This window comes from Cupriavidus sp. 22TCCZM04-2 (assembly GCF_057798895.1).
Map to the genome: position 1 here is coordinate 72392 of NZ_JBYOJS010000012.1, position 15100 is coordinate 87491.

Sequence of the window (15100 nt, forward strand, 5' to 3'; positions counted from 1 at the left end):
TGCCAAGTGAAAACGAATCCCGTCATCCGGCTGCATGCGAACGACAACGTCCTGGTTGCCAGGAGCGAGCTGGCGCTGGGGCAGCAGTTGTCCGACCCGGCACTGCGCGTGCGCGCGCAGGTTCCGGCCGGCCACAAGATCGCTGCCCGCGCCATTGCCGCCGGCACGCCGGTGCGCAAGTACGACACCGTGATCGGCGTTGCAGCGCGCGACATCGCGGCGGGCGAGCACGTGCATTCGCACAACCTCAAGCTGGTGGATTTCTACCGTGATCCTGGCTTTTGTCAGGACGTCCGCGCAATCGACTACGTGCCCGAAGCCGAGCGGGCCACGTTCATGGGCTTCGTGCGCCCCGATGGCCGCGTCGGCACGCGCAACTTCATCGGCATCCTGTCGTCGGTGAACTGCTCGTCGACGGTGATCCGGCAGATCGCCGCGCATTTCACGCCGCAGCGGCTGGCAGCCTATCCGAACGTCGATGGCGTGGTGGCCTTTGCGCAGACCAGCGGCTGCGGCATGTCGTCGCCAAGCGAGCATTTCGACGTGCTGCGCCGGACGCTGGCCGGCTATGCGCGGCATCCGAACCTGGCTGGCGTGCTGATCGTTGGGCTGGGCTGCGAGCGCAACCAGGTGGCCGGGCTGGTGGAATCACAGGGGCTGGAACCGGGCGCGGCCATGCACACGCTCGTCATGCAGGACGCCGGCGGCACGCGCGAGACCATCCAGGCCGGCATCCGCGCCGTGGCATCGATGCTGCCGGCAGCGAACCAGGCAGTGCGCCAGCGCGTGTCGGCCAGCCACCTGAAGATCGGGCTGGAATGCGGCGGCTCGGATGGCTTTTCCGGCATCAGCGCGAACCCGGCGCTGGGCGCGGCCATGGATATCCTGGTGCGCCACGGCGGCACCGCGATCCTGTCGGAGACGCCGGAGATCCACGGTGTCGAATTCATGCTGACGCGCCGCGCGGTGACGCCGGAAGTCGGCCAGAAGCTGCTCGACCGCCTCGCCTGGTGGGAGCGCTACACCGCCGGGCACAACGCCCAGTTCAATGGCGTGGTCGGCCACGGCAACCAGCAGGGCGGCCTGGCGAACATCTTCGAGAAGTCGCTCGGGTCGGCCATGAAGGGCGGCACTACGCCTTTGCAGGCGGTGTACGAATACGCCGAGCCGATCGACAAGGCCGGCTTTGTCTTCATGGATTCACCGGGCTACGATCCGGTGGCCGTGACTGGCCAGATTGCGAGTGGCGCCAATCTGATCTGCTTCACCACGGGCCGTGGCTCGATGTTCGGCTCCAAGCCGGCGCCCACCGTCAAGCTCGCGTCGAATTCCCCGATGTACACCCGCCTGCAGGAGGACATGGATATCAACTGCGGGCTGGTAGTCGACGGCGTGCTGACGATCGAGCAAATGGGGCAGCGCATTTTCGAACATATCCTGCAGGCCGCGTCCGGGCAGCCGACCAAGAGCGAACTGCTGGGGCTGGGCGACAACGAGTTCGTGCCCTGGCACATGGGCATCGTCAGCTGACCGCTGTATCCGCCGTTGTTTTGCACCTTTTAGGCTTCTTCCATGTCCCTGACGCTTGCCAATACCGCGCTGCTGCGCAGCCAGAATTTCATCAACCAGCAATGGCGCGATGCCGGGCAGGGCGCCCGCTTCGCGGTCACCAATCCGGCCACGGGCGAGGTGTTCGCCCATGTGCCTGACAGCGGCGACGACGACGCGGGCCGCGCGGCGGACGCTGCCGCCGAAGCGTTCCCCGCCTGGAGCGCCCGCCCGGCGCGCGAGCGCGCGCAACTGATCAAGCGCTGGCACGCGCTGATCCTGGCGAGCCAGGAAGACCTGGCCCGCATCATCTCGACCGAGCAGGGCAAGCCGTTGAAGGAAGCGCTCGGCGAGGTGCTGTACGGGGCGTCTTACGTCGAGTGGTTTGCCGAAGAGGCCACGCGCATCTGCGGCGACATCGTCGCGGAGGCCGTGCCGGGCCGCAAGCTGCTGGTGCTCAAGGAACCGGTAGGCGTAGTGGCGGCCATCACGCCGTGGAATTTCCCGCTGGCGATGATCGCCCGCAAGATCGCGCCGGCGCTGGCGGCGGGCTGCACGGTGGTGGCCAAGCCCGCCGAGGACACGCCGCTGACCGCGCTTGCGCTGGCCTGGCTTGCCGAGCAGGCCGGCCTGCCGGCAGGCGTGCTCAATATCGTCACGGCGTCGCGCGAAAGCACGCCGGCCGTGGTCGATGCGTGGCTGGCCGACAGCCGCGTGCGCAAGATCACGTTCACGGGCTCCACGCCGGTGGGCAAGCATCTCGCCCGCGAATCGGCCGGCACCCTCAAGAAGCTGTCGCTGGAACTCGGCGGCAATGCGCCGTTCATTGTGTTCGAGGATGCCGACCTCGACGCCGCGGTCGATGGCCTGATGGCCTCCAAGTTCCGCAATGGCGGGCAGACCTGCGTATGCCCGAACCGCGTCTACGTGCACGACACAGTGCATGACGAGTTTGTCGAACGGCTGGCACACCGCGTGGGCGCGCTTCACGTCGGGCCGGCCACGGACGAAAACGCGCAGATCGGGCCGATGATCAATGCGCGCGCGGTCGACAAGATCGCGCGGCACGTTGAAGACGCGGTGGCCAGGGGCGCGCGCGTGGTGACGGGCGGACGGCGTGTGCGCACGGCCGATGGCCCGCACTACTACGCGCCGACAGTGCTGGTCGACGCCACGCCCGAGATGGAGCTGTCCCGCGAAGAGACCTTCGGCCCGGTGGCGCCGGTCTTCCGGTTCCGCGACGAGGCCGAGGTGATCCGCGACGCGAACGACACGCCGTTCGGGCTGGCCGCCTACTTCTACTCGAACGACGTGCGCCGCATCTGGCGCGTCGCGCAGGCGCTGGAGACCGGCATGGTCGGCATCAACGAAGGCGCAATCGCCGCAGAGGCCGCGCCGTTCGGCGGTGTCAAAGAGTCCGGCTACGGGCGCGAAGGCTCGCGCCACGGGCTGGACGACTACCTGCATACCAAGTACCTTTGCCACGGCCAGCTCGGCTGAGTGGCAACACCCGGTACTCCCGTACCCCGAATACAAGGCATCATGCCCGCACATAATCCGTTCAAGGCCGCGCTGGCGGCCCGCCAGGCGCAGATCGGCCTCTGGCTTTCGATGGCTACGCCCTACCTGGCCGAAGTGTCGGCCACCGCCGGTTTCGACTGGCTGCTGATCGACGGCGAACACGCGCCGAACGACCTGCGCTCGACCCTGCAGGCGCTGCAGGTCGTTGCACCGTATGCGTCGCAGCCGGTGGTGCGCGCGCTGGCGGGCGAGGTCGCGCTGATCAAGCAGCTGCTCGATATCGGCGCGAAGACCCTGCTGGTGCCGATGGTCGATACGGCCGAGCAGGCGCGCATGATGGTCAGCGCAACGCGCTATCCGCCACAAGGCATCCGCGGCGTGGGCAGTGCGGTGGGGCGCGCGTCGCGTTGGAGCAGCCGCACGGACTACCTGGACGTGGCCGATGACGAGGTCTGCCTGCTCGTGCAGGCGGAAACCGTGACGGCGCTGAAGAACCTTGAGGAAATCTGCACCGTGGACGGCGTGGATGGTGTGTTCATCGGCCCCGCGGACCTTGCGGCGTCGATGGGCTATCGCGGCAAGCCGGGACATCCGGAAGTGCAGGCTGCGATCGAGGGCGCGATGCGGACCATCATTGCCTCCGGCAAGGCCGCCGGCACGCTGACTTCCGACCCGGCGCTGGCGCGCCGCTACCTGGCGCTGGGCTGCACCTTCGTGGCAACCGGCGTCGACGTGACGATGTACGCCAACGCGGCGCGACGCCTGGCGGCAGAATTCAAGCCGCAGCAGGCCGGCAGCACGGTTGCCGCGCCTTCCGCCGCTTATTGAACACGACCCTCGATTTCCCATCGCAACATGCCAGTCGAAGCCCAAGCCACGAACCCGCAAGCCACCCTGCGCGCGATGCAGGCCATTGTTGGCGAAAACGCCTGCCTGAGCGGCGACGCCGACATGCAGCCCTTCGTCACCGACTACCGCGGCATCTACCATGGCAAGGCCCAGGTGGTGGTGCTGCCCGCGTCGACGGAAGAAGTCAGCCAGGTCATGCAGTGGTGCCATGCCAACCACGTGCCGGTCGTGCCGCAAGGCGGCAACACGTCGCTGATGGGCGGCGCGGTGCCGGACGGTACGGGCGCGGCCGTGGTCATCAACCTGCGGCGCATGAACCGCGTGCTGGCTATCGACACCGTGAACGACACCATGACGTTGCAGGCGGGCGTCACGCTGAGCGCGGCGCGCAGCGCGGCGGAAGGGGAGCAGCGCCTGTTCCCGCTGCGCATCGGCTCGGAAGGCTCGTGCCAGATCGGCGGCAACCTGTCCACCAATGCCGGCGGCACCGCGGTGCTGCGCTACGGCAACATGCGCGACCTGGTGCTCGGGATCGAGGCCGTGCTGCCGGACGGACGCATCTACTCGCAGCTGCGCGGCTTGCGCAAGGACAACACCGGCTATGACCTCAAGCACCTGTTCATCGGTGCGGAAGGTACGCTCGGCATCATCACCGGCGCGGTGCTCAAGCTGATGCCGCAGCCGCGCAGTGCGGCGGTGGCATTCGTTGCGGTACAGAGCCCCGCGGCGGCCGTGCAGTTGCTTGGCGAGGCCAAGCGCTTGTCCGGGCAGGCCGTGACCGCGTTCGAGCTGATCTCGCGCCCGGCGCTGGAACTGGTGCTCGAGTACCTGGGCAACGTCCCCTCGCCGCTGCCCGCGATGCACGACTGGATGGTGCTGGTTGAACTGACGTCGGGCACCGATGCGGAAAGCCTCAACGCGACGTTGATGGAGATTCTGGAGTCGGGCTTCGAGCAAGGGCTGGTGCTGGACGCCGCCGTCGCGGCCAGCCTGTCCGATGCGCAGAACTTCTGGCGCATCCGCGAAGAGATTTCGGACGCGCAGACGCGTACGGGCGGCAGCATCAAGTGCGATGTCTCGGTGCCGCTGTCGCGCATCGCGGCGTTTGTCGAAGAGGCGTCCGCGCAGGTGCTGGCACTGGAGCCGTCGGCCCGCATGGTGATCTACGGACATATGGGCGACGGCAACGTCCACTTCAATCCGCTGCGTCCGAAGGACCAGCCGGCGAAGGAATTCCTGGCCCAGTGGTATGCGCGCATCTCCGGCCTGGTCGATGCCATGGCGCATGCCGAGAACGGCTCGATCTCGGCCGAGCACGGCATCGGCGTGGTCAAGCGCGATGACCTCGCGCAGTTCAAGTCCACCGTGGAGATCGAACTGATGTGGCAGGTGAAGCAGGCACTGGACCCGCGCAACCTGCTCAATCCAGGCAAGGTACTGCCGGCGCAAGGCCAGTAACCCCCTGAATCGGGGCGTGACACGAATGGTCCAACTCGGCTAAGGTGTCTGCTGGACAAGAGACCCGGGGGCAGGCCGCAGCGGCCGTCAGCCGGGCGCACAGCCCGACACCGACAAGGCCGAGAAAGCATGAGCCAGAACGCCCCTACCACGCAGTCTCCTCTCGAAAAACCCACCCTCGACTATCCCTGCGGCGACGCGCCCGCGCCGGGCCAGGCGCATGAAGTCGCGCCTGGCGTGCGCTGGCTGCGCATGCCGATGCCGCTGGGCCTGAACCACATCAACCTCTGGGCCATCCGCGACGGCGCGGGCTGGGCGGCCGTGGATTCCGGCCTGCAGACGCCCGAGACCGCGGCAGCGTGGCGGACGCTGTTCGCCGATGGCGGCGCGCTGGCCGGCGGCGGCCTGACGCGGCTGTTCGTCACCCATATGCACCCCGACCACATTGGCATGGCCGGCTGGCTCACGCGCAAGTTCGGCTGCCGGCTCTGGATGACGTCGATGGAATACCTGATGTGCCGCGTACTGGCCGCCGATACCGGCCGCGCCGCGCCGCAGGAAGGCGTGGAATTCTACCGGCAGGCAGGGTGGACCGAGGACGACATCGAAGTGTACCGGGCCCGGTTTGGCGGCTTCGGCAAGTATGTGCACGCGCTGCCCGAGAGCTTCCAGCGCCTGACGGATGGCGACGTGCTGCGCATCGGCGAGCACGAATGGCGCGTGGTCGTCGGCAAGGGGCATTCCCCCGAACATGCCTGCCTGTACTGCCCGGCGCTGAAGTTGCTGATCTCCGGCGACCAGGTCCTGCCGCGCATTTCTTCCAATGTCTCGGTGTTCCCGACCGAACCCGAAGCCGACCCGATGGGTGACTGGCTGGACTCGCTCGACAAGGTCCGGCGCGAGGTGCCGGACGACGTGCTGGTGCTGCCGGCGCACAACGAACCGTTCCGCGGCCTGCATGCCCGGCTCGACTACCTGTCGCGCAGCCAGCACCAGGCACTTGATCGCCTGCGCGCGGCACTGGCCGAGCCGCGGCGGGCTGTCGACGTGTTCGGGCAACTGTTTTCGCGGCCCATCGACAGCCCGGGCCTGCTCGGCATGGCAACAGGCGAGAGCATCGCGCACCTGAACTACCTGATGCACCTGGGCGAAGCGATTCGGGAAACCGGGTCGGATGGCTTCCACTGGTACCGCATGAAGTGACGGCGGCACCGTCTCCCGTGGCGGTGGGGCGGGGCAACAAAACTTGACTTCGCAGTCTCCGATATATATCTTAAGATATGTTTTAAGATATATCGGAGGCGCTCGTGCGACATCCATTTGCTTCATTCGACCGTCCGGGCCTGGGTCACCGTCTCGGCATGCGTCTTTCTCATCATTTTTTACACCATGCGATCGGGCGCCATCCGCGCGGCGGTGGTCCATGGGGCGGGCAAGGGGATGGCGACGGGTTTGACGGTCCGGGTGACTTTGACGGCGAAGGCTGGCGGCGCGGCCGCAAGTTCAGCGCCGAGGACCTGCAATTGCTGCTGCTCGCCTTGCTGGAGGAGAAGCCCAGCCACGGCTATGAGCTGATCAAGGCCCTGGAGACGCGCACCAGCGGCTTCTACAAGCCAAGCCCCGGCATGGTGTATCCCGCGCTGACCTATCTGGAAGAGGTCGGCTATGCCACGGTGGATACCGAGGGCAACAAGAAGCGCTACCACCTCGCCGATGCCGGCCGCGCCTATCTGACGGCCAACAAGGACCGGCTCGACCTGATGCTGGGACGCCTGCGCCATGCCGCGCGCAAGATGGACTGGATCCGCCGCGCCATGGCCGGCGAGCCGCAGATCGAGCCAGAGCAGGGCGGCTGGGCGCCCGAGTTCGTGCAGGCCCGCGTGGCGCTCAAGCGCGCGCTGGCGCTGCGCGGCGATGCCTCGCCCGATGAGCAGCGGCGCATCGCCGCCATCCTCGCGCAGGCCACGGCAGAAATCGAAGCCGGCCCCAAGCGCTGAGTCGTGGCGTTGACCTTTGCGTCCGCCCTGGGCGCTGCGAGCGCCCTTCATTTGAGGAATTCCATGACCACACAGACTGAAGCCACCCACTCCATCCGCGACCTCACCGTGCAGCGCGTCCGCCATCCGCTGAAGATGCGGATGCTCCAGGTCGTCCGTACCCGGCTCGTTTCTCCGCAATTGCTGCGTGTGACCCTGCACGGCGCTGATCTAGCCGACTTCGTCTCGGCCTCGTTTGACGACCATGTGAAGGTCTTCTTCCCGCAAGGCGGCGCCGACAAGCCGGCAATGTCGGAGGTCGGGCCCAATGGTCCGGTCTTTGCCGAAGGCAAGCCACGGCCGCCCGCGCGCGACTACACGCCGCGCCGCCACGATCCGGCTGCGCAGGAACTGGATATCGAATTCGTTTTGCATGGCGATGGGCCCGCCTCGACATGGGCCGCCCAGGCGCAGCCGGGACAGTACCTTGGCGTAGGCGGTCCGCGCGGCTCCTTCGTGGTCCCCACGGAGTTCGACTGGCACCTGCTGATTGGCGATGAAACGGCTTTGCCAGCCATCGGGCGCCGGCTGGAGGAACTGGGAGCGAATACCCGCGCGCTGGTGGTCGTGGAAGTGCCCGACGCAGCGGCCGAAATTCCCCTTCCGAGCGCCGCGAAGCTGGAGGTCCACTGGCTGCACCGGGGCAACGGGCCCGAGGGCAGCTTGCTCGAACCGGCGCTGCGCAAGATCGGGCTGCCGCATGGCGAAGGTTATGTCTGGGCGGCCGGGGAGTCTGCCGCAATCAAGGCAGTTCGCCAGCATCTTGTCGCCGAGCGTGGCATTGCGAAAACACGAATCCGCGCGTCGAGCTACTGGAAACGCGGCGCGGCGGCCGTGCATGAGACCCTCGAAGACTGAGCTGCGCCCCGATGGCCTAAGATGACGGCAACGCAACTCGCAAGGAGGCTGCTGTGCCGAACATCGCATCGGGCTGGATAAGGATTCAATTTGCCGCGGCGGCAGGCGTTGCCCTGACGCTGGCCGCCTGCGCACCGGACTCTGTCCGCAACATCGAGGCCAAGGGTTTCAATGCCTACCTGGATTCGCTGAAGACGGCCTGTCCCAATATGGTCATCGGCACCAACAACATCAGCGAGTGGCTGCGCAACAGCGGCAGCACGGGGGACGACGACTACGTCTACTGGCTGGACCAGACCTCGCGCCTGTACTACAGGCGGATCAGTCCGGCGCAGTACCGCACGTCGGTCGGCGGGACGCTGGGTGCTGGCAAGGCGGACACGCGGGCGCTGGACTGCATCATCCAGCACTTGCCGGCGGATCGGCCGAGCAGTCCGCCGGGAGGCAAGTTGCTGTAAGAGGGCGGTAAGCCGCCTGGCATCTCGCGCACGGGCCGATAGGAAATCCTGTCCGGCACGGTCGTCCGCTATGACAACCCGACGGACCCCATCGACGTGGAATGGGAGGCGGGCCAGTGATCGTGCTGGACACGCATGCCCTGGTCTGGTGGGCGAGTGGAAGCAAGGAACTGAGTGCCAGGGCAAGGGCTGCTATCGAGCACGAATGCATCGATGGACAGATTGTCATTTCGGCGATCTCTGCGTGGGAAATCGCCATGCTTGTAGAGCGGGATAAACTCTTGCTGACGATGGATGTCGAGAGTTGGCTAAGCACGGTCGCGGAGATCGACGCGGTGTGTTTCTATCCGGTCGATGTCGACGTTTCGATCAAATCGATCCATCTGCCAGGGGAGTTCCATAAGGACCCCGTGGACCGGATGATCGTCGCGACGGCGCGCAAGTTGGCGGCTCCGGTGGTCACCAAGGATGAGAAGATTCGGGCCTATAAACATGTCACGACTGTCTGGTAGGCCAGGGACAGCAGCTTAGGGCCTATGTGGGGCCGTCGCGTTCCCCCGTTGTGCAATCCCCCCATCCCCGCTAACATGGTCCCCCGGCAGCCGAGACAGCGGTTGCCGACGTCGCTCGGACGGTTCCGGGCGCTTACGTAAAGGACTCCTTCATGACTGCCAGCTCTGGCAAGCGCCGCTTTGCGCGCATCGATCGCCTTCCCCCGTACGTTTTCAATATCACCGCCGAGTTGAAGATGGCCGCCCGCCGCCGTGGCGAGGACATCATCGACATGAGCATGGGCAACCCGGACGGGGCCACGCCGCCGCATATCGTCGCCAAGCTGGTAGAGGCCGCGCAACGGCCGGACACGCATGGCTACTCCACGTCGAGGGGCATACCGCGCCTGCGCCGCGCGATCTCGCACTGGTATCGCGAGCGCTATGACGTGGAGATCGATCCGGATACCGAAGCCATCGTCACCATCGGTTCCAAGGAAGGCCTGGCGCACCTGATGCTGGCCACGCTCGATCGCGGCGACTCCGTGCTGGTGCCCGACCCAAGCTACCCGATCCATATCTATGGCGCGGTGATTGCCGGTGCCGATATCCGTTCCGTGCCGCTGGTGCCGGGCGTCGATTTCTTCGCGGAGCTCGAGCGCACCATTCGCGGCAGCTATCCGAAGCCGAAGATGATCGTGCTCGGCTTCCCGTCGAACCCGACCGCGCAGTGCGTGGAGCTGGATTTCTTCGAGCGCGTGATCGCGCTGGCGCGCAAGCACGACATCTTCGTCGTGCACGACCTGGCCTATGCCGACATCGTCTTCGACGGCTGGAAGGCGCCGTCGATCATGCAGGTGCCCGGCGCCAAGGACATCGCGGTGGAGTTCTTCACGCTGTCCAAGAGCTACAACATGGCGGGCTGGCGTATCGGCTTCATGGTGGGCAACCCGGACCTGGTGGCCGCGCTCACGCGTATCAAGAGCTATCACGACTACGGCACCTTCACGCCGGTGCAGGTGGCGGCCATTGCCGCGCTGGAGGGCGACCAGGAATGCGTGAAGGAGATTGCCGCGCACTACCAGTCGCGTCGCGACGTGCTGGCGAAAGGGCTGATCGAATCGGGCTGGCCGGTCGATATCCCGAAGGCGTCGATGTATATCTGGGCGCGCATCCCGGAGCCATACCGTTCGCTGGGTTCGCTGGAGTTCGCCAAGCAGCTGCTGGCCAAGGCGAAAGTCTCGGTTTCGCCGGGCATTGGCTTCGGCGACTATGGCGATGAATACGTGCGCTTCGCGCTGATCGAGAACGAAGCGCGCATCCGGCAGGCCGTGCGCGGCATCAAGGCGATGTTCCGTGCGGATGGGCTGATCAAGGTGCCAGTCGCCGAGTCCGCGGACGGTCACGGCAAGCACAAGGCCTGAGGCGAGGAAGCAGGCCTGCGTTGTAACGGCGCAGGCCTTCCGGATCGGGCACGGGCCTCAGTGCAGCTCGTGCAGCGGATCATCGCCCGGTTGCCACCAGCGCGCGAACAGCACCTCCACCGCACTCCGGTCCACGGCGTCGTAGCTGCTCACACGCCAGTTGGGCGCGTTGTCCTTGTCTACGATCAGCGCTCGCACGCCCTCGATGAAATCCCCACGGGTGAACGACTGCACCACCACGGCCAGTTCCATGCGGAAGCAGTCGGCCAGGTCAAGGCGGCGGCCACGCAGCAAAAGCTCGCGCGTGGCACACGTGGCCAGTGGCGAGCGCTTGCGCAGCGTGTCCGACGTGCGCGCGGCCCACTCGGCGTAGCGGGGATCGTCCTGGCAGGCCAGGCCGGCGATGATCTCGGGGAGTGCCGCGTCGGCCGGGAAATGCCGCATCAGGGCCGGCAGCACGTCAAGCAGTGGCGCGTCCGCCGCGCTGCAGATCGGCTCGCGTACCAGCGTGCGGCGCAGGTCGTCCAGTGGCTGGCCACTCCAGCGAACAGTCCGCAACGTTTCTTCGAGGCCGCCCAGCGTCACGCTATTGATAGCGGCGTCCGCGAGCCCGCACAGCAAGGCATCTTCGGCGCCTATGGTTACGCCCGTCAGCCCGAGATAGAGCGCGAGCTGGACCGGCATCTTCGACAGAAAATGGCTCGCGCCGACATCAGGCACGAGCCCGATGCCGGTTTCCGGCATGGCCACGCGCGAGCGTTCGGTGACGATGCGCAGGTGCGCCGCCTGCGACAGCCCCATGCCGCCGCCCATGACGATGCCATCCATCAGCGCCACCACCGGCTTGGGATAGCGGTGCAGGCGGTAGTCGAGCTGGTATTCGTCGATGAAGAACTGGCGCTGCAGCGGCGTGCCGTCGCGATAGCTGTCATACAGCGCGCGGATATCGCCGCCCGCGCAGAACGCCTTTGGCCCGGCGCCGCGCAGTACTACGGCTTCGATATCGTCCTGCGCGGCCCAGGCATCGAGCTGCGCGGCCAGCATCGTGATCATCGGGTACGACAGCGCATTAAGCTGGCGTGGCCGGTTCAGCGTGACCAGGCCGACGCGGTTGATGACCTCGAACAGGACTTCGGGTTCGGCGCCGGCGGACGGGGTGGCGGGCGTGCTTTCCGGTGTGAGTCTCATGCCGGCTCCGAGCCGTTGCGCCATTGGGGCGCACGTTTCTGCAGGAAGGCATTGACGCCTTCGCGCTGGTCCTCGCCGTCGAACAGGTCGACAAAGCGCTCGCGTTCCAGCGCGAGTGCGGCCTGGCGCGGCACGCCCTGGCGCGCGAGATGTACGAGCTGCTTGCTGTAGGCCGCCGCGTGCGGGCTCACGGCGCATGCGCGTTCGGCCATGGCCAGCGCGGCGTCCAGCGACTTGCCGCGTGGCACCACTTCTTCCACCAGCCCGATGCGCAGCGCCGTTGGAGCATCCACCCGCTCATTGGTGAGGATCATGCGCTTGGCCCAGCCTTCGCCGACCAGCCAGGGCAGGGTTTGCGTGCCGCAGCCGCAGGGCAACAGGCCCACGGCTGCCTCTGGCAAGGCCATCTGCGCCTGCTCTTCGGCAATGCGCACATCGCAGGCGAGCGCGCATTCCAGCCCGCCGCCCATGGCGTAGCCGTTGATCGCGGCGATCACGAGCGGGCGCGCGTTCTGCAGCGCTTCGAAGGCCGTGCCAAAGCGCTGCGCCATCACGCGTGCATGGGCGCGGTCGCCGTTGGAGAAGCCGTTCAGGTCCGCGCCGGCACTGAAGAAGCGGTCTCCGCTGCCGGTGATGACGACGGCGCGGACTTGCGGGTCGGCGTCAATCCTGGCGACAAGATCCTGCAGTTGCTGCAGCCCCTCGGCCGTGAAGGCATTGGCCGGCGGGCGGCTGAGCGTGAGGAGGGCAATGTGCCCGTCCAGGGTGAATTCGATCATGGCTGGCTTCCCTCAGGCTCCGGCTTTGGGCTGGTATTGCCGGATCACCCCGGAGAAGTCGAGCTGGCCGTCGCCGGCCTGGCTCATGGCCTGATAGAGTTGCTGCGCCAGCGCGCCAAGGAACAGCGGCTGCTTCACGCTGCGTGCGGCATCGGCTGCCAGCCCAAGGTCCTTGAGCATCAGGTCGGCGCCGAAGCCGCCCGTGTAGCCGCGCGACGACGGGGCGGTCTCGATCACGCCGGGATACGGGTTGTAGGTGTCCGACGACCAGCAACGACCCGTCGAGGTATTGACGATGCCGGCCAGCACGTTGGCGTCAATGCCCAGCCGCACGCCGAGCGCCATGGCTTCCGACACGCCGATCATCGAGATCCCGAGGATCAGGTTGTTGCAGATCTTGGCGACTTGACCGGTGCCGGTCTCGCCGCAATGAACCAGGTTGCGGCCCATATTGGCGAGCACCGGCTTGACCCGCTCGAACAACTCCGGCGTGGCGCCGACCATGAACGTCAGCGTACCGGCCTGCGCGCCGCCGGTGCCGCCGGACACCGGCGCGTCGGCCAGCGCATTGCCATGTGCGTCGGCGGCAGCGGCCAGTTCGCGCACGGTGGTCGGGTCGATGGTGCTGGAATCGACCAGCGGCACGCCGGGCCGCACGCCCGCCAGCACGCCTTCCTCACCTAGATAGGCCGTGCGGACATGCGCGGCCGCGGGCAGCATGGTGATGACGAAGTCGGCTTCGGCCACCGCCTTGCGTGCCGAAGCGGCCGAGGCCGCGCCTTCGGCGCACAGCGCTGCCACGGCAGCTGTGTTGAGGTCAAACACGGTCAGCGTGTGGCCGGCCTTGAGCAGGTTGCGCGCCATGGGGGCGCCCATGTTGCCGAGGCCGATGAAGGCGATATGCATGTCGGGTCTCCTGGATATTGTCTGGCGGTCGGTGCGTGGCGCGCTTACTTCAGGCTGATGGTCGTGTTCACGCCGTCATTCACCGTGGCATCGTCGAACCAGCGCGCCGTGACGGTCTTGGTCTGGGTGTAGAACTGCACCACCTGCTTGCCATACGGGCCCAGGTCGCCGAGCTTGGAACCGCGCGAGCCGGTGAAGCTGAAGTAGGGCACGGGCACCGGAATGGGAATGTTGATGCCGACCTGGCCGACATCGATCTCGCTCTGGAATTTGCGCGCCGCCGCGCCGCTCTGCGTGAATACGCCAGTGCCGTTGCCGAACGGGTTGCGGTTGACCAGCGCGATGGCTTCGTCGAGTGTTTCCACGCCGATGACCACCAGCACCGGCCCGAAGATCTCGTTGGTGTAGACCGACATCTCGGTCGTCACATCGGTGAAGATGGTCGGGCCGATGAAATTGCCTTGCGGGTAGCCCGGTACCTCGACGTTGCGCCCGTCCAGCACCAGCGTGGCGCCTTCCTTCTCGCCGGAGGCAATCAGGCCGAGGATGCGTTCCTTGGCCGCGACCGAAACGACCGGGCCAACATCGGTGCCAGCCTCCGCGCCAGCGCCGACCTTGAGCGTCTTTGCCTTCGCCACGAGTTCCGGCACCCATTCGCGCGCGGCGCCGACCAGTACGATGACCGAGGTCGCCATGCAGCGCTGGCCGGCGGCGCCAAAGCCCGCGCCTGCCAGCGCGTTCAGGGTTTGCTCCTTGTGCGCATCGGGCAGCACCACGGCATGGTTCTTGGCGCCCATCATCGATTGCACCCGCTTGCCATGCGCACCAGCCAGGTTGTAGACATGGGTGCCGACCGCGGTCGAGCCGACAAACGAAACGGCCTTGATATCGGGGTGCGTGCACAGCGCGTCGACGACCTCCTTGGCACCTTGCACCACGTTCAGCACGCCCGGCGGCACGCCGGCTTCCACGGCCAGCTTGACCAGTTCCATCGTCGACAGCGGATCCTGCTCCGACGGCTTGAGCACGAAGGTATTGCCGCAGACGATGGCCATCGGGAACATCCACAGCGGGATCATGGCCGGGAAGTTGAAGGGCGTGATGCCAGCGCACACGCCGATTGGCTGCTGCAGCGTATAGGTATCGACCGTGGCCGCCACGTTCTCGGCAAAGCCGCCTTGCTGGAGCGTGCCGATCGAGCACGCATGCTCTACCACTTCCAGGCCGCGGAAGATGTCGCCTTCCGCATCGGCCAGTGTCTTGCCCTGTTCGGCCGTGAGGATGGCGGCGATGCGCTTGCTGTGTTCGCGGATGAGTGCCTGGTAGCGCAGCATGATGCGCAGCCGCGCGCCGATCGGCGTATGGCGCCAGGTGGCAAACGCGCGATGGGCCGAATCCACCGCCGCGGCGACTTCGCTGGCCGTGGCCAGCGGCACGCGGGCCAGGACCTCTTGCGTGGCTGGGTTGACCACGTTGCGGAATTCCGTGGCGGATGACGCCACCCACTCGCCGTTGATCAGCAGCGGGACGGTCGGAACGGCGTTGGCGGTCTGGGGCAGTGCACTCATGATGTCTCCGGTCGGT

At 66.7% G+C, this 15100-nt stretch carries 14 protein-coding genes; 10 read left to right on the top strand and 4 right to left on the bottom strand.

What is annotated here, in order from left to right:
- Positions 1–6: 6 nt before the first annotated feature.
- The 10 genes from AC3FKG_RS18375 (at position 7) to alaC (ending at position 10643) form a co-directional block, all read left to right on the top strand.
- A complete protein-coding gene (locus AC3FKG_RS18375) occupies positions 7–1530 on the top strand; it encodes a UxaA family hydrolase (protein ID WP_488743803.1) in 1524 nt (507 codons plus the stop codon).
- Between the two features lie 42 nt (positions 1531–1572).
- Positions 1573–3048 carry an NAD-dependent succinate-semialdehyde dehydrogenase gene (locus AC3FKG_RS18380; protein WP_488743804.1) on the top strand — a complete coding sequence of 492 codons (1476 nt, stop codon included), beginning with the start codon at positions 1573–1575 and terminating at the stop codon, positions 3046–3048.
- A gap of 42 nt (positions 3049–3090) precedes the next feature.
- Entirely contained in the window at positions 3091–3897 is an 807-nt protein-coding gene (gene hpaI, locus AC3FKG_RS18385) for a 4-hydroxy-2-oxoheptanedioate aldolase (protein WP_483714223.1), read from the top strand.
- Positions 3898–3972: 75 nt separating this feature from the next.
- Entirely contained in the window at positions 3973–5376 is a 1404-nt protein-coding gene (locus tag AC3FKG_RS18390) for an FAD-binding oxidoreductase (RefSeq protein WP_488743849.1), read from the top strand.
- Between the two features lie 129 nt (positions 5377–5505).
- Entirely contained in the window at positions 5506–6579 is a 1074-nt protein-coding gene (locus tag AC3FKG_RS18395) for an MBL fold metallo-hydrolase (RefSeq protein ID WP_488743805.1), read from the top strand.
- A 158-nt stretch (positions 6580–6737) separates the two neighbouring features.
- The gene (locus AC3FKG_RS18400; protein ID WP_483714499.1) at positions 6738–7373 is read left to right on the top strand and encodes a PadR family transcriptional regulator; all 636 of its coding nucleotides are present in this window, start codon (positions 6738–6740) and stop codon (positions 7371–7373) included.
- A 63-nt stretch (positions 7374–7436) separates the two neighbouring features.
- Positions 7437–8270, top strand: a complete 834-nt coding sequence (locus AC3FKG_RS18405; protein ID WP_488743850.1) for a siderophore-interacting protein — start codon at positions 7437–7439, stop codon at positions 8268–8270.
- A 53-nt stretch (positions 8271–8323) separates the two neighbouring features.
- Positions 8324–8728 (top strand): hypothetical protein, encoded by a 405-nt coding sequence (locus tag AC3FKG_RS18410; RefSeq protein WP_483714225.1) that lies wholly within the window; start codon positions 8324–8326, stop codon positions 8726–8728.
- Between the two features lie 116 nt (positions 8729–8844).
- Entirely contained in the window at positions 8845–9240 is a 396-nt protein-coding gene (locus AC3FKG_RS18415) for a type II toxin-antitoxin system VapC family toxin (protein ID WP_488743806.1), read from the top strand.
- Between the two features lie 152 nt (positions 9241–9392).
- Positions 9393–10643, top strand: coding sequence for an alanine transaminase (gene alaC / locus AC3FKG_RS18420; protein ID WP_483714227.1), 1251 nt, complete (start codon positions 9393–9395; stop codon positions 10641–10643).
- 57 nt (positions 10644–10700) lie between these two features.
- On the opposite strand, the gene AC3FKG_RS18425 is transcribed toward alaC, so the two are convergent.
- From AC3FKG_RS18425 to AC3FKG_RS18440, 4 genes are read right to left on the bottom strand one after another with little or no spacing between them, the layout of a single operon-like run.
- Positions 10701–11831 carry an enoyl-CoA hydratase/isomerase family protein gene (locus AC3FKG_RS18425; protein WP_488743807.1) on the bottom strand — a complete coding sequence of 377 codons (1131 nt, stop codon included), beginning with the start codon at positions 11829–11831 and terminating at the stop codon, positions 10701–10703.
- Complete coding sequence (locus tag AC3FKG_RS18430) at positions 11828–12610, bottom strand: enoyl-CoA hydratase (RefSeq protein WP_488743808.1); 783 nt, start codon at positions 12608–12610, stop codon at positions 11828–11830. The genes AC3FKG_RS18425 and AC3FKG_RS18430 overlap by 4 nt, the downstream gene beginning before the upstream one ends.
- A 12-nt stretch (positions 12611–12622) precedes the next feature.
- Positions 12623–13516: a 3-hydroxyisobutyrate dehydrogenase gene (mmsB, locus tag AC3FKG_RS18435; protein ID WP_488743809.1), complete on the bottom strand. Its 894-nt coding sequence runs from the start codon at positions 13514–13516 to the stop codon at positions 12623–12625.
- A gap of 44 nt (positions 13517–13560) precedes the next feature.
- Entirely contained in the window at positions 13561–15084 is a 1524-nt protein-coding gene (locus AC3FKG_RS18440; RefSeq protein WP_483714231.1) for a CoA-acylating methylmalonate-semialdehyde dehydrogenase, read from the bottom strand.
- Positions 15085–15100: the final 16 nt, after the last annotated feature.